17 protein-coding genes are annotated in these 15176 nt (G+C 57.5%); 4 read left to right on the top strand and 13 right to left on the bottom strand.

Features of this window, described 5'->3' with window-relative positions; genetic code table 11:
* Positions 1 to 19: 19 nt before the first annotated feature.
* The gene (locus tag ACR0EL_RS00205) at positions 20 to 1654 is read right to left on the bottom strand and encodes a SulP family inorganic anion transporter (RefSeq protein ID WP_480497203.1); all 1635 of its coding nucleotides are present in this window, start codon (positions 1652 to 1654) and stop codon (positions 20 to 22) included.
* A 214-nt stretch (positions 1655 to 1868) separates the two neighbouring features.
* On the opposite strand from ACR0EL_RS00205, the gene ACR0EL_RS00200 reads away from it, so the two are divergent.
* Complete coding sequence (locus ACR0EL_RS00200) at positions 1869 to 2741, top strand: S-methyl-5'-thioadenosine phosphorylase (RefSeq protein ID WP_480497201.1); 873 nt, start codon at positions 1869 to 1871, stop codon at positions 2739 to 2741.
* Positions 2742 to 2774: 33 nt separating this feature from the next.
* Here ACR0EL_RS00200 and ACR0EL_RS00195 read toward each other — a convergent pair whose 3' ends face one another.
* The gene (locus tag ACR0EL_RS00195; RefSeq protein ID WP_353013686.1) at positions 2775 to 3461 is read right to left on the bottom strand and encodes a hypothetical protein; all 687 of its coding nucleotides are present in this window, start codon (positions 3459 to 3461) and stop codon (positions 2775 to 2777) included.
* A 297-nt stretch (positions 3462 to 3758) separates the two neighbouring features.
* Between ACR0EL_RS00195 and ACR0EL_RS00190 the strand changes: the two genes are divergently transcribed.
* Positions 3759 to 4388 (top strand): LysE family translocator, encoded by a 630-nt coding sequence (locus ACR0EL_RS00190; protein ID WP_480497199.1) that lies wholly within the window; start codon positions 3759 to 3761, stop codon positions 4386 to 4388.
* A 1-nt stretch (position 4389) separates the two neighbouring features.
* Here ACR0EL_RS00190 and ACR0EL_RS00185 read toward each other — a convergent pair whose 3' ends face one another.
* Entirely contained in the window at positions 4390 to 4563 is a 174-nt protein-coding gene (locus ACR0EL_RS00185) for a hypothetical protein (RefSeq protein ID WP_170354960.1), read from the bottom strand.
* Positions 4564 to 4888: 325 nt separating this feature from the next.
* Between ACR0EL_RS00185 and ACR0EL_RS00180 the strand changes: the two genes are divergently transcribed.
* Entirely contained in the window at positions 4889 to 5428 is a 540-nt protein-coding gene (locus ACR0EL_RS00180) for an adenine phosphoribosyltransferase (RefSeq protein WP_353013691.1), read from the top strand.
* Between the two features lie 169 nt (positions 5429 to 5597).
* Positions 5598 to 6080 (top strand): fasciclin domain-containing protein, encoded by a 483-nt coding sequence (locus tag ACR0EL_RS00175; protein ID WP_353013693.1) that lies wholly within the window; start codon positions 5598 to 5600, stop codon positions 6078 to 6080.
* Between the two features lie 39 nt (positions 6081 to 6119).
* On the opposite strand, the gene ACR0EL_RS00170 is transcribed toward ACR0EL_RS00175, so the two are convergent.
* The 10 genes from ACR0EL_RS00170 to cyoE all read right to left on the bottom strand — a co-directional run bounded on the left by ACR0EL_RS00170 (position 6120) and on the right by cyoE (position 15131).
* Positions 6120 to 7535, bottom strand: a complete 1416-nt coding sequence (locus tag ACR0EL_RS00170; protein WP_480497196.1) for an FAD-binding oxidoreductase — start codon at positions 7533 to 7535, stop codon at positions 6120 to 6122.
* Between the two features lie 38 nt (positions 7536 to 7573).
* Complete coding sequence (locus ACR0EL_RS00165; RefSeq protein ID WP_480497194.1) at positions 7574 to 8392, bottom strand: MBL fold metallo-hydrolase; 819 nt, start codon at positions 8390 to 8392, stop codon at positions 7574 to 7576.
* Positions 8393 to 8548: 156 nt separating this feature from the next.
* Positions 8549 to 9133, bottom strand: a complete 585-nt coding sequence (locus ACR0EL_RS00160; RefSeq protein ID WP_353013698.1) for a GNAT family N-acetyltransferase — start codon at positions 9131 to 9133, stop codon at positions 8549 to 8551.
* On the bottom strand, positions 9133 to 10395 hold the full coding sequence (locus tag ACR0EL_RS00155) for a M16 family metallopeptidase (RefSeq protein ID WP_480497192.1): 1263 nt from the start codon (positions 10393 to 10395) through the stop codon (positions 9133 to 9135). The genes ACR0EL_RS00160 and ACR0EL_RS00155 overlap by 1 nt, the downstream gene beginning before the upstream one ends.
* Complete coding sequence (gene thrC / locus ACR0EL_RS00150) at positions 10392 to 11780, bottom strand: threonine synthase (RefSeq protein ID WP_480497190.1); 1389 nt, start codon at positions 11778 to 11780, stop codon at positions 10392 to 10394. Before thrC ends, ACR0EL_RS00155 begins: the two co-directional genes overlap by 4 nt.
* The gene (locus ACR0EL_RS00145) at positions 11777 to 12454 is read right to left on the bottom strand and encodes an SURF1 family protein (RefSeq protein WP_480497188.1); all 678 of its coding nucleotides are present in this window, start codon (positions 12452 to 12454) and stop codon (positions 11777 to 11779) included. Before ACR0EL_RS00145 ends, thrC begins: the two co-directional genes overlap by 4 nt.
* A gap of 155 nt (positions 12455 to 12609) precedes the next feature.
* Positions 12610 to 13425, bottom strand: a complete 816-nt coding sequence (locus tag ACR0EL_RS00140; protein WP_170530976.1) for a cytochrome c oxidase subunit 3 — start codon at positions 13423 to 13425, stop codon at positions 12610 to 12612.
* A gap of 22 nt (positions 13426 to 13447) precedes the next feature.
* Positions 13448 to 14023: a cytochrome c oxidase assembly protein gene (locus ACR0EL_RS00135; RefSeq protein ID WP_480497186.1), complete on the bottom strand. Its 576-nt coding sequence runs from the start codon at positions 14021 to 14023 to the stop codon at positions 13448 to 13450.
* A complete protein-coding gene (locus tag ACR0EL_RS00130) occupies positions 14023 to 14184 on the bottom strand; it encodes a hypothetical protein (RefSeq protein ID WP_480497184.1) in 162 nt (53 codons plus the stop codon). The genes ACR0EL_RS00135 and ACR0EL_RS00130 overlap by 1 nt, the downstream gene beginning before the upstream one ends.
* Positions 14181 to 15131: a heme o synthase gene (gene cyoE, locus ACR0EL_RS00125; RefSeq protein WP_480497182.1), complete on the bottom strand. Its 951-nt coding sequence runs from the start codon at positions 15129 to 15131 to the stop codon at positions 14181 to 14183. The genes ACR0EL_RS00130 and cyoE overlap by 4 nt, the downstream gene beginning before the upstream one ends.
* Positions 15132 to 15176: the final 45 nt, after the last annotated feature.

Here is a 15176-nt window from a genome sequence, read left to right as displayed (position 1 = left end):
ATGGCCGCCTTTTTTGGGATCAGTGGCCGCCCAGAATTCCGGTTCGCACAGAGTAGTCGACAGCCAGACCGTAATCCGGGTCATCGTCGCTATCGACCATCAGGTGACCGGCCTTGTTGAGCAGCCTGTGGCAGTCGCGGCTGAGATGACGCAACATAACGCGTTTGCCGGCAGCCTCGTATTTGCCAGCGATGTTTTCGATGGCCTGCAGGGCCGATTGATCCACCACCCGGCTTTCTGCAAAGTCCACAATCACGGTGTCAGGGTCGTTTGACACATCAAACAATTCAACGAAACCGTCAGACGATCCGAAAAACAGCGGGCCTTGGATTTCATAAACCTTAGCACCTTTTTCAGTCTCCGAGTCGCGAGTGACAGCATGGATGCGCTTGGCGTTGTTCCACGCATAGGCCAGCGCCGAGACGATTACACCGACAACCACTGCTACGGCGAGGTCTTCCATCACCGTCACAACCGTGACCAGCACGATGACGAAGGCATCCGTCAACGGTACCTTCCGCATGATCTTGAAGGAGTTCCAGGCGAAGGTGCCGATCACCACCATGAACATCACGCCAACCAGTGCGGCCAGCGGGATTTGTTCGATCAAAGGCGAGGCAAATAGGATAAAGATCAGCAGGAACAAAGCCGCAGCGATCCCTGCAATCCGCGTGCGGCCGCCGGATTTTACGTTGATCATCGACTGCCCGATCATCGCGCAGCCGCCCATGCCGCCAAAAAAACCAGTTACGATATTCGACGCGCCCTGTGCGATGCATTCCTGCGAGGCTCCGCCGCGTTTGCCGGTGATCTCGCCCACGAGGTTCAGGGTCAGCAGGGATTCGATCAGGCCGATGGCTGCCAGAATAACAGCGTAGGGCAGGATGATTTCGAGCGTTTCCCAGTTCAGCGGAACCATCGGAATGTGGAAAGCTGGCAGGCCACCCTCGATTGACGCCAAATCGCCTACGCGCGGAACATCCAGACCCAAACCGATCACAAGCGCCGCGACGACCATAATACCTGCCAGAGGCGCAGGGATGATGCGCGTGATGCGCGGCATCACCCAGATCACCGCCATGGTCAGTGCTACAAGGCCCAGCATGGTGTAGAGCTGAAGTCCCGACAGCCATTCACCACCGCTCATCCCATGGCCGGTGTTTTCCATTGTACCGGGTACTTTGAACTGACCCATCTGGGCCAAAAAGATCACGATGGCCAGACCGTTCACAAAGCCCAGCATCACCGGATGCGGCACAAGGCGAATGAAGCGGCCCCAGTGCATCGCACCTGCGATGACCTGTAAGATGCCCATCAGAACAACGGTCGCGAACAGATATTCCACCCCATGCTGCGCCACCAAGGCCACCATGACCACGGCCAAAGCCCCCGTTGCGCCCGAGATCATACCTGGGCGGCCACCGATCAGGGCCGTGATCAGACCAACCAGGAAAGCCGCGTAGAGGCCCACAAGCGGATGAACGCCCGCAACAAACGCAAAAGCCACGGCTTCCGGAACCAACGCCAGCGCAACGGTCAGACCTGATAACAGCTCAATCCGCAGGCGCGAGACGGTCAACCCCTCATCCGGTACCCAACGCAGATCGGGTTTGGCTATACGGTTGGCAAAGCTTGCCAGCATGGCTCGGGGCATGGGACGGTCCTGTGGGTCGTTATGTTCGCGCGAAAGGGGCCTTCTACCGGGTAAGCCACGGCTGAGATACCGCATTAGCGGGAACCCGCTATGCGCTAGATGCATGGCTTGGTAAGGTTTGCCCGGTGTTGCACACAAACAGTTGACTGCACTTGCCAATTCGCGCGCCGCCCCGCAGAAATCGGGTATCAGAAATTCGCATCGGAGGCCGAACGTGACCCATACCAAAATCGCCGTCATCGGAGGATCGGGCATTTATGACATCGATGGGCTGGAAAATGCAGAATGGGTCACGGTTGATACCCCTTGGGGTGCCGCCTCGGATCAGATCCTGACCGGATCGCTGAACGGCGTCGAGATGGCCTTTCTGCCTCGTCACGGACGTGGGCACGTGCATTCACCAACCGAGGTGCCCTATCGTGCGAATATCGACGCGCTGAAGCGTCTAAAGGTGACTGATGTCATCTCGGTCTCGGCCTGTGGGTCGTTTCGCGAACACATGGCACCCGGAGATTTCGTGGTCGTCGATCAGTTCATCGACCGAACCTTTGCGCGTGATAAGAGCTTTTTTGGCACAGGCTGCGTTGCCCATGTCAGCGTTGCCCACCCAACTTGTCCGCGCCTAAGCGATGCGTGTGAGACAGCTGGCAAGGCCGCAGGCATCACCATCCACCGCGGCGGTACTTATCTGGCGATGGAGGGGCCCCAGTTCTCAACCCTAGCCGAATCCAAGATGTATCGCGAGCAATGGGGTTGTGATGTGATTGGAATGACCAATATGCCCGAGGCGAAACTCGCCCGTGAGGCCGAGCTTTGCTATGCCTCCATCGCAATGGTCACAGACTATGACAGCTGGCACCCGGACCACGGAGAGGTCGACGTGACCGCCATCATAGCGACACTGACCGGCAACGCCGAAAATGGCCGCGCGCTGGTCAAAGGCCTGCCCGCCTTGCTGGGGGCCGAACGCGCACCCTGCCCGCATGGCTGCGACAGGGCGCTGGAATATGCGATCCTGACCGCGCCGGAGAAGCGTGATCCGGCGCTGCTGGCCAAGCTGGATGCAGTGGCGGGACGGGTTCTTTAGTCCTTCAAGGCACTTCGGTTCGGGCTTGTGTGCCTATTCGATGCGCACCAGCTCCCACTCCGCCTTCTTGCGCGTCAGCCAGCCAATCTTGAGAACCTGATGCTTGGGCGCCCGGTTCAGGCAGTGATCACCGCAATCCTTTGGAATAATGCTGGAGCGTGACAGCTGGACGAGTGTCGGCTGGTCCGGGGTGTCTCTATCGTAGTAGACCATGTCTACAATGAACACGGACTGGTCCGGCATTCGCACATACTCGATCACGCGATCCAGGCAATTGCGTTCCAACTTCGTATTCAGCTCATCACTTCGATGTATTTTGTCGAACTCCCAGACAACATCCGCATCTTCCAAATTCATCCCGGCCAGAATCTTCTCGCCGACAAATTGTCCAACTTGCGAAATCGCGTCGTGAAGACCTTTTCCCCATTCGTTGATACCAGCAAATCTGACCCGCGCGATTGGGTACTCGTCCGCCATGTGCAGCGTGCAGAGTTTGATCGACGCAAATTCACCGGTCGAATGATCAAATGCATAAGCATCGCCTGGCTTCGGGCTGCCCAGCCAATTTGCCGGAATGCTGTTGCGATTGTAGCGCAGGTCAGCCTCGTCAGCGTCCAGGATCAGAGGCGCACAGAATGAAAAGACTGCAACTACGCCTGCGATCACCAGCAAATACGCTGCGCGCTTGTGTAAAGTTTCCAAAATCGATGTCAGTTTCATGGCTGCACCGTGGGACAACACAATTCCCCACCACAATCCGAATATCCTTCGGGGCAGCCATTGGCAGCAACGTATGCTGGAACAAGCAAAGAAAGGAGCAAAAGCCCCGCTGCAAAACGTTTCATACTAAAATCTCCACCTTAAAAAACGATGTTGTTGTAGCACAAGCTCAGACAATAAGCGAATCTGAGATAAATTACTCAACGCACGGGCGCAATTGGGATTGCCGCTTCTGGTTGACTTCGGCGCAGTCTGAGTTCTAGCTATGGCGATTGTTTTCAAGGAGAAGGGCGACTCATGTCCCTCGACCTCTGGCTGGCCTTCGTCGCCGCATCAACCGCCCTGCTTTTGATCCCGGGACCGACCGTGCTGCTTGTGCTCAGCTACGCATTGTCCAAAGGGCGCAGCGTGGCCGTGGCCTCGGCGACCGGAGTTGCATTGGGCGATCTGATCGCCATGACCGCCTCGCTACTTGGCCTGGGCGCTTTGGTGCTGGCGTCGGCCACACTCTTTTCCATTCTGAAGTGGGTCGGCGCGGCCTATCTGGTTTGGCTTGGGATCAAGCTGCTGCGCAGCGCGCCGTCCGGCGGGTTGGCCCCGTTGGAAACAGGCCGCGATGTCACCGCGCACAGCGTTTTTGGACACGCCGCCGCTGTCACGGCCCTGAATCCGAAATCCATCGCCTTCTTCATTGCCTTTGTTCCACAATTCATACGCCCCACAGACCCGCTGGGCCCACAATTTGTCATCCTGATCGCCACATTCGTCGGTCTCGCCGGGCTGAATGCGCTCGCCTATGCATTGCTGGCAGATCGGTTGCGTATGATGGTCGGACGCGCGGGTGTGATCACCGCTCTGACACGGTTCGGAGGGGTCGCGTTGATCGGAATGGGGCTGGCGACCGCTGTCTTGCGCCGCCCGGCCTAGGCTAGTCTTCGGCGTTTTCTTTCATGAAACCGCGAATGAAGCGGCGAATTTCGCGTGCGGCCGAGGTGTCCAGCTCTTTGCACAGTTCAACAAACGCATCGCGTTCATCCTTATCCAGACGCAGCACTAACTGACTGTTTTTCTTAGTAGAACCTTTACCGTCTTTCTTCGCCACGCGTCTTATTCCCGTCAAAACCTTGATTCTCTACGCGATGCAATGTATATACACAGCATAGAGGTTGTAGATATCGTGCACCTAACAATAAAAAAAGGATTATGGCAATGAACCTTCATACCGCCCAAGCATTTCTTTTGCGAGATCAGCGCAATTGGCGCAAACCACACCTGTCGTGGCTGCCGGCAGCATTATACCGCTACTACGGTCTACCAAACGCCGTTTCCAAAAGCCGCAAATAGGCACAATCGCGCAGTCTTTTCTTGCATGGTTAGCCCCGATAGGCCAAACACCGCCGGGTGTTTTGTCGCCAAAGGGTTGCCTCATGTCCAGAACCAAAACGGTCAAAGATTACATCCGAACCATCGTCGATTTCCCACATGAAGGGATCATGTTCCGCGATGTGACGACGCTTTTTGCCGACCCACGTGGCTTTCGCATGGCCATCGACCAAATGCTGCACCCTTACGCAGGTGAGCGCATTGATAAAGTCGTCGGTCTTGAAGCACGCGGGTTCATTCTGGGCGGTGCGATTGCCCATCAGCTGAGCGTTGGATTTGTACCCATTCGCAAAAAGGGTAAGCTACCCGGCACCACCATCAGTCAGGACTACAAGCTGGAATATGGCGAAGCCATCGTAGAGATTCACGATGACGCCATTCAACCGGGCGAGAAAATCCTTGTGGTTGACGACCTACTGGCAACCGGCGGCACCGCTGCTGCGGGGATCAAGTTGATCGAACGTTTGGGGGGCGAGATCGTCTCGTGCTCCTTCATTATCGACCTGCCCGAACTTGGCGGCCGAAAAGTGCTGGAAGAAATGGGCATGGATGTGCATGTTCTGTGTGAGTTCGAAGGACTCTGACCCGAAAGAAATCACTTATTTTTGAGTGGAAATTTCAAATGGCGCGGGCATAGCCCGGGTAAGGCAGTTTTCAAGCCAATTCTTTGCACGTTTGCTGTGATCTTTTTCCTTAGATGACCGTATCCCGTATGATGCTACTGAGAGCATCCCAACTTAGGGAGACTACGCTATGTTTCGCAAATTCGCCGCCGCAAGTGTTGCAACAATCCTCTTCAGCACCTCGGCCATGGCCGATGGTCACGGCAAAGACATCGTGGACACCGCTGTCGCCGCTGGCAGCTTTGAAACACTCGTTGCTGCTGTGCAAGCCGCCGAACTGGTTGAAACGCTGAAAGGTGAAGGCCCGTTCACCGTGTTTGCCCCAACAGATGAGGCCTTTGCGGCCCTGCCCGAGGGCACGGTTGCTGATCTGCTAAAGCCAGAAAACAAAGACCAGCTGGTGGCAGTTCTGACTTATCACGTTGTTCCGGGTAAAGTGATGTCTGGCGATCTGTCCGACGACATGACCGCAGCCACCGTTCAGGGCGGCGACATCACCATCGATCTGGATTCGGGCGTTATGGTCAATGACGCAAATGTGGTTCAGGCCGACATTGAAACGTCAAACGGCGTCATCCACGTCATCGACAAGGTGATCTTGCCATCGTCGTAAGCGACTATCGATCACGGCCCGGTCATACCTGGGCCGTGATCATACCTTAAGAACCGCGCCTGGGTTCATGATCCCTTTAGGGTCCAAAGCGGCCTTGATCGCACGCATGGCGGACAGTTTGGCCGGGTCGGAAAACCGTTCCAGATCATCCGTCTTCAACCGCCCGACGCCATGTTCTGCACTCACCGAGCCCTCAAACGCATGGACAAGCTCGTGCACGGCCTGTTTGACCACCATGCGATCTTCTGCAAAGTCCGAACGGTTTTGTCCCTTAGGGGGAAACACGTTGTAATGCAGATTGCCATCCCCCAGATGACCAAAACAATTGATGCGGAATGGGCCCAATGCGTTGATGATCTCGGCCCCGTGCTGGATGAACTCAGGGATTGCCGAGATGGGTACGGAAATGTCGTGGCTGGACACCGACCCAATCAGGCGATTGGCTTCGGGAATACGTTCACGAACTGCCCAAAGGTCCTGGCGCTGCGTTTCGCTTTGCGCCACCACCCCGTCATTGACCAGCCCTCTTGCATTGGCAACACTGAACAATGCCTCCAATGCCTCAATGGGATCGTGCCCCTTAGGCAGTCCCAATTCGACTAAAACCGACCAATCCGGCGCGGTTTCAAAGGGTTGGCGTACATCCGGCAAAACCTCTGCGAGAAAGTCAAACCCCTGCCGATGGATCAGTTCGAATGTGCTGACCACCTCGCCCACCTGATCCCGCGCTACAGCGAGCAGGTCAATCGCAGCCGTGGGGGAGGCCACCTGAAACATCGCCGTCCCAGTTGCAGCGGGCTGCGGATACAGCTTCAGTGACGCCGCCGTAATGATCCCCAACGTTCCTTCGGACCCAATCAGAAGGTTGCGCAGATCATAACCAGTATTGTCCTTCCGCAATCGGCTAAGGCCATGCCAGATCTCCCCACTTGGCAACACGGCTTCAAGACCAAGACAAAGATCGCGGGCGTTTCCATAACGCAGCACATTGACGCCGCCCGCGTTGGTCGCAAGGTTGCCACCAATCCGGCAAGAGCCCTGCGCGGCCAGCGATAAGGGAAACAACCGGTTCACCGCCTCAGCCGCGGCCTGAACATCCGATAGAATGGCACCTGCTTCGACGATCAGGACGTTTTCCGTGGGATAGACCTCTCGGATCGCGGTCATGCGTTCCAACGATATCAACAGCGGCGCTGGACCATCGCTTATCACCTGCCCGCCAACCAAACCTGTGCCACCTCCATAAGGCAGAACGGCAACCGCCTCGTCAGACGCCAAGCGGACAAGCGCAGATACCTCTTCAACCGTGCGCGGTAACGCCAGCAGCCCCACCTGCCCGGCAAATCGACCGCGCGGTTCTTCCAGATACCGCTCTTCGATCGGGCGCAGCACATCAATGCCCACAGAAGCCCGGATCAGGTCGGCAATTCGGTCATCGGCAGAGTTCAGGGTCATAGTTCTTACTTGCCCAAGGTGCGCAGCACCCACAAGCCTTATTCCAGATCAATCAGATATTCCGGTTCAAGCACCACCACGGTTGGCCGATCCGGCAACGTGCGCAGCGAGACGGTGATCTCCGATACCCCCTTGCGCACAACCGGGAAATCATCCCGGATATCCACCAGGAACCGATCCAGCGAGAAACCGGAAAACCAATGCATAGGAATGATGACCGAGCTTTCCAGCCGCTTCAGAACCGAGATCATATCCGGCAAAGGCATGGTCGTGCCCCCATCCACGGCTGCCATGACAACGTCCAGCCGCCCAAGGGCCGCAAATTGCGCGTCCGATGGCACATGGTGCAGATGCCCCAAATGGCCGATGCAAAGGCCCTCGACTTCGAACACAAAGATCGAATTCCCCCGCTCTTCAACCCCGCCATAGGCAGACCGAATATCGGTAGAAACATTCCGCACAAGCAATTCACCCAGATCAAGGTGATGATCAATGCCCTGGCCAAATTCCCCCCACCCTGGCAGGACATGCGGGATTGCAGGATCAGGGTTCGCGGTCCAATGCGTGCTATGCGCATGGTTCATTGTGACGACGTCCGGGATAAGATCGGCGCCACCGATGAAACCAGTGAAATCTGTGACAGCGTTCAAACCGCCTCGCGTTTGGATCAAAAACGACGCATGCGCCACGTAGCTGATCCGAACCGAATACTCCGGCACACGGTCCTGCCAGGCGGCCTTGTAGATATATTCAATTCCAGGTGCGGCATCAGCGATGGCGATGCAATGGCTTGGCCGCCGCTCCTGCGCAACCGCCCCGCCTGAAATTACCATCAATGCTGCAACAAACCAGCGCATGCTCCAACTTTAGCGCAGAACGCCACCAAGTCATGCCTTTTTGCTGCGGTCCCACCCTATCGAAACTCTACCGGCTTCGCGCAATCGATCCCCTGCTTCATCTGGCCAAAAATATCTCGGGGGAGGCGCGGCTTGCCGCGACGGGGGCAGAGCCCCCTACCCCGCGTCGGTCTTGCCGCGCCGGTCTGATCGTAAGCTGGCATACAACACATGCGTCCGCCACCGGCCATTGATCTGCAAATACGATTGCGCAACGCCTTCATATTTGAACCCGGAACTTTCCAACAATCCCCGAGAGGCCGCATTCTCAGGCAGGCAAGCCGCTTCAATCCGGCTCAGATCCAGTCGCGTGAAAGCGTGGTGCACCATCGCGCCAATCGCTTCGCGCATATACCCGTTGCGCGCAAAGGCCTGACCTGTCCAATAGCCCAACGTGCCCGCCTGCGCAGGGCCACGCCGAATATTGTCCAGCGTGATCGCACCCACCAGCACATCATCTTCGCGCCGAAACAAAAACAGCGGGATCGCAGTTCCACTGGCCACAGACCGCTGGGCCCAATAGACCCGGTTAGTAAAGGACTTCCGGCTCAGGTGGTCCTTAGCCCAAATCGGCTCCCACGGGGTGAGATAATCTTTCGACGCCCGGCGCAGCGCAGTCCAGGTGCCGAAATCGGAATGCACGGGCGGTCGCAAGCTCAGCCGCTCGGTTTCGAGTTTCAGCTTGCGTCTGCCCAACAGCATCACGCCGCACGCCTCTCCTGCAGATCAGCCAGTGAAGGCGCACCAGAGACAGGACCATACAACGCCAAAGCGGCTGGCGCGCGTGCTCCCATCTGTTCAGCAAAGACCCGCACGTCCTCGGTGCTGACCGCGTCGATCTTGGCAACAGTATCCTCAAGCGAGGGCACCCGCCCCCAGATCTGCACCAGACGCGCCAGACGCTCAGCCCGGTTCGAGGGGCTTTCCAGCCCCATCAGCATCCCGGCTTTCATCTGCGCACGGGCACGAGCGACTTCTTCTTCGCTCATATCTTCGGCGGCGCGCTTCATCTCGTCTATCGTGATGGTTGCCAGCTCTGCAACCTGATCCGCAGAGGTCCCCGCGTAAATCGTGGTCGTGCCGGTGTCCGCGTAGGCCCCGGTCTGTGCAAAGATCGTGTAGCAGAGCCCGCGCGACTCACGCACTTCCTGGAACAGGCGCGAGGACATGCCGCCGCCCAACGCCGTCGAATAGATCTGAGCGGTATAGATCCCGTCATCGCGATAGCCGGGGCTTTCCAGCGCCAGTGCGAAATGCGCCTGCTCCAAATCCTTTTCTTGCCGGGCTTCACCACCGGTGAAGCGGGCGGCTTCGGGGATCAGACCCTTGCGCGGTTGCAAGTGGCCAAACATCTCTTCGGCCATTTTCATCAGGGCGTCGTGGTCAACAGCGCCCGCCGCTGACAGGATCATTTGTTCGGGGCCATAATGCTCGGCCACGAAGCCCGAAAGGTCCTCACGCGAGAAAGAGCTGACCCGCTCGGTTGGCCCAAGAATGGTGCGGCCGAGTGGCTGGTCGTGATAGCTTTGTTCCTGCAGCCAGTCGAAAATCACATCGTCGGGCGTGTCGTAGGCCTGCCCGATTTCCTGCAGGATCACCCCACGTTCAACCTCTATCTCACGCGGATCAAAAACTGGGTTCAGAACGATGTCACCGATCACGTCCATCGCCAGCGCCACGTCATCCTTCAGAACACGGGCGTAATAAGCCGTCACCTCGCGCGAGGTATAAGCGTTAATATAGCCGCCCACATCCTCGATCGCCTCGGCAATCTGCAAGGCCGAACGGCGCTCGGTTCCCTTGAACGCCATATGTTCAAGGAAATGCGCGATCCCGTTCTGTTCGATCCGTTCATGCCGCCCGCCGGCGGTCACCCAGATGCCGATGGCCGCAGATTGCAGCCCTGGCATATGTTCACTGACGATACGAAAGCCGTTCTTCAGTTGGTCTTGTCTGACTGTCACTCAGCGATATGCCTTCTGATATGATCCTCAAGGGCACCCAGATCATTGGCAATCCGCGTCACCCGTTCCGGACGTTCATACAGATCAGACATGCGGGATGGAAGAGGCGGATGTTCCCCGCTCGCCTTCTCGACCGCCGCCGGGAATTTCGCGGGGTGCGCCGTGGCTAGAGTGATCATCGGCACATCTGCCGCACGATGCGCTTCGGCCACCTTGATACCAATGGCCGTGTGCGGACAGACCAGTTCAGCGCTGTGGGCCAGCGTATGCTTGATCGTGTCCAATGTTTCATCTTCGGACACGCGGCCCGAGTCGAAGCTTTCGCGCAGCGCTTCCATCGCGCCCTGGCTGACGTTGAAGCCGCCGGCTTTCAGCTCATCCATCAACTGAGCGACCGCGCTGCCATCCTCGCCGTAGGCATAATACAACGCGCGTTCGAAGTTCGAGCTGACCTGAATGTCCATCGACGGGCTGATCGAGGGGATGGTCTCACCCTTGAAATATCCCTCCCCCGACAGGCAGCGGTGCAGAATGTCATTCTGGTTGGTCGCCACGACCAAACGGTCGATCGGCAAACCCATACGTTTGGCCAGATAGCCTGCGAAGATGTCCCCGAAATTGCCGGTTGGCACGGTGAAACTGACCTTGCGATGCGGCGCGCCAAGGCTGACAGCGGCCGAGAAGTAGTAGACGATCTGCGCCAGAACGCGAGCAAAGTTGATCGAGTTGACACCAGCCAGCTTCACGCCATCGCGGAAATCGAAATCGTTGAACATGTCCTTCAACGCGGCCTGACAATCGTCGAAGTCTCCATCCACGGCCAAAGCATGTACATTGCTGTCCGCAGGCGTTGTCATCTGGCGACGCTGCACTTCGGACACACGGCCATGCGGGAACAGGATGAACACGTCCACCGCATCCAGCCCCCGGAATGCCTCAATCGCGGCCGAGCCGGTATCGCCACTGGTCGCGCCCACGATGGTCACGCGGTCGTTGCGGCGTTTCAGGGCCACCTGGAACAGCTGACCGATCAGCTGCATGGCAAAATCCTTGAAGGCCAACGTTGGCCCGTGGAACAGCTCCAACAGGAAGTGGTTTTCGTTCAGCTGCTTAAGCGGCGCTCGGGCGTCGTGGCCGAAGCCTTCGTAGGCGCGGGTGATGATCTCTTTGAACTCATCCTCGGCGAAGGAACCGCTGACATAGGGCCACATCACGCGAAACGCGATCTCCTCATATGACTGACCGGCCATGGCGGCGATCTCATCATGGCTGAGCGTCGGGATTTCAGCCGGCAGGTACAGGCCACCATCACGGGCCAGCCCGGTCAGCATCGCCTCTTCAAAGCTCAGTTCAGGCGCTTGGCCACGGGTCGAGATGTATTTCATTGCGGGTCACTCTCAGAAGGGGCGCGATTGCGCCACAGGAAGTATCCGGTCATCGCGGCCCAGACGAGGGCCAATCCAAACCATGTGATTGCATATTGCAGGTGATCATTGGGAATGCCGGCCGTGTCGACCGGCAGCGGAGTCACGCCCGGATCGGTCTGAGAACGGGCAATCAGCAGGATCGGCTCGGCCCCCAGAGCGGCTGCCAGATTGGGCAGGTCTCGGGCGAACCAGATGTTGCTGTCGATATCGGCCTCGGGCGTGTAGCTGTCGATCTCATCGGGCCAATGCAGGTTGCCTGTCACTTCCATCGGGCCTGTCAAACGGTCGGTCTGTTTGGCCGTCGTGGGTACAAACCCCCGGTCCACCAGAATGGTCCGATCCTCGGTGCTGAACGACTGGATGATACGATATCCGGCCCCAACCTGCTTGACCGAGACCAGAACGTGGATCTCGCCCGGCTGCATTTCCCCAGAAACCGAAACTGGAAGGTATTTGTGTTCGCTTTCGGAAATCTGCGACGGCAGGCCAATCGGAGCTGCGGAAATGCGCGCTTCAATTTCAGCCATCACCCCCTGTTTCCAGGCCAAGCGCTGCACCTGCCAGATGCCCAGCGACAACAGCACGCCCAAACCAGCGAAACCGAAGATCAGCAGAAACAAAGTACGGCGCATATTAGATGATCGCTCGTTGCAGGAACCGGCGTCTTGTTAAGGGGCGCGTGCACCGAAATGCAACCAAGCAATTGTATGGGGCGCAATCTTGCGCCCCGGATAGAGAAAAAGCCGCCCGAAAGGGCGGCTTTTACAGCTAAACAGCCTCAACGGCGTTACATCAATGGGGCCTGACCCCAGATGTAGACAGCGAAGAACAGGAACAGCCAGACAACGTCAACGAAGTGCCAGTACCAGGCCGCAGCCTCGAATCCGACATGCTTTTCAGGTGTAAAATCACCCTTGAGCGCGCGGATCAGACAGACCGATAGGAAAATCGTGCCGATGATTACATGTGCGCCGTGGAAACCCGTCGCCATGAAGAAGTTCGAGTAGAACTGATCGCCGCCGAAGACCCAGTCTTCGTGGGCCAGCAACTCATAATATTCAAACGCTTGCAGCGCGGTGAAGGCGATGCCCAGAACGATACCGATGGCCAGACCGTTGATCAGCGCCTTGCGATCATTGTCATGCACCAGCGCATGGTGCGCCCAGGTGATCGCACAGCCCGACAGCAACAGGACCAAAGTGTTGATCAGCGGCAGGTGAAACGGGTCAACCGCGTGAATATCCGGCTGGATGTATTCGGTACCCGCATAGTCATACATCGGATACATCCGATGCTTGAAGAACGACCAGAACCAGGCAAAGAAGAACATCACCTCGGACATCACGAACAGGATGAAGCCATAGCGCAGGCCGATGCGCACGACCGGTGTGTGATCGCCCTGGCGGCTTTCGACCACGACTTCGGACCACCAGGCGAACATGGTGTACAGAACAGCCACCAAACCGGCCCAGAACATCCATGGCGTGATGCCATGCATCCACAGGACGGCTCCGAACAGCATCACAAAGCCCCCAATCGCGCCGACAAGCGGCCAGATTGAGGGGTTCAGAATGTGGTAATCATGGTCTTTTGCGTGTGCCATCAGTGTCCCTCACCTAAAGGCGTTAGTTCGTATTTGTATCTGCCTGCGCGTCCAGGGCTGCATAGCCCTCGGGCAGGTCAATTTCGTAGAATGTATACGACAGAGTGATCGTATGCACATACTTTGCTTCCAGATCCTCGACCATTTCAGGGTCGACGAAGAAGGTTACCGGCATCTCAACCCGTTCGCCGGGCTGCAGCACCTGTTCCTCAAAACAGAAACAAGCGATCTTCTGGAAATACCCGCCTGCGGAATAGGGCGCTACATTGTAGGATGCCTGCCCGGCAATCGGGCGATCGGTCGGATTGTAAGCCTCATAGAAAGCCAGCCCTGTCTCACCGATGCGCACTTCCATCTCACGTTCGATGGGCTTGAACTCCCAAGCCATACCCTTGGCTTTGGAGGCGTCAAAGCGCACTGTGATCGTGCGATCCAGAATGTCATCAGGGGCGGCCTCAGCCACACCCGTTGTGCCACCAAAACCGGTTACGCGGCAGAACCAATCGTAGAACGGCACCGCCGCCCATGCCAGGCTGCCCATAAGGATAACGACCCCGACGGTTTGCAAAACCGTTTTCTGTGGACCAGACATCGCCATCAGTTCTGTACCTCCTGCGCGGCCATACCGAAATCAGTACCGGAGACTTTCACAACCGTCAGGCCGAAGATGATCAGGATAAACGCTGCCAGCGTCAGGCCGACGCCAAGATTGCGGCCAAAACGGCGCTGATGCAATTCGTGGCTTTTGCGCAGGCTCATGACCATCCTCCCAGACCGTAAGGCTTCAGAAGCGCCTCAACCAGAATGGCACCGAAGTGAAGGAACAGATAAAGCAGCGACAGCTTGAAGAAAGAGCGTTCAACCCTGAAGTTATCCGCCTCGGCATCATCTTCGGTGCGCCGCGAAATCTGCCAGGCACCGCGCAGGAACAACGCGTTGAGGATGATGGCAACCGTCAGGTAAATCGGCCCGCCGATGCCCGAAAACGCAGTGCCGAGGGCCAGCAGTGCTAGCAAAACGGTATAGGCCAGGATATGCCAACGAGTTGATTTGCGTCCATGGGTCACGGTTAGCATCGGCACGCCTGCATCGTCATAGTCCGAACGCATGAACAGCGCCAGCGCCCAGAAATGCGGAGGCGTCCACATGAAAGTCAGGGCGAACATCAGCCAGGGCTCAATCGACATCGTACCTGTCACCGCAACCCAGCCAATCACTGGCGGGAACGCGCCCGCAGCGCCGCCGATGACGATATTCTGCGGCGTCGTGCGCTTCAGCCACATCGTGTAAACGACGACATAGAAGAAGATGGTGAAGGCCAGAAACGCACCTGCAAACCAATTGGTTGCGAGCCCCAGCATGATCACCGACAGGCCCGACAGCGTCAGACCCAGCGCCAGCGCCTCACCCGCATCCACCTTTCCCGACGGGATCGGGCGGGATTTGGTGCGCTTCATAACGCGGTCGATATCTGCGTCCCACCACATGTTCAGCGCACCAGAAGCGCCGCCACCGATGGCGATGAACAGAATCGCACAAAAGCCCACAAAAGGATGTACCGGGGTTGGCGCTGCTAGCAGACCAACCAGAGCCGTGAAGACAACCAACGACATCACACGCGGCTTCAGCAGGGCGAAGTAGTCGCCAAAGCTGGCCTCGTCCGCCTTTGCGGCCGCAATGCTGGCATTGATGCTTGCGTCGGTCATTTCAGGTCCTTTAGGGCGAAGGCTGCACGATGGTCCGCGCAGCTT

This window comes from Ruegeria sp. AH12 (assembly GCF_056541465.1).
The sequence above is the reverse complement of the archived record's forward strand: the minus strand, read 5'-3'. Positions and strand labels throughout refer to the sequence as shown.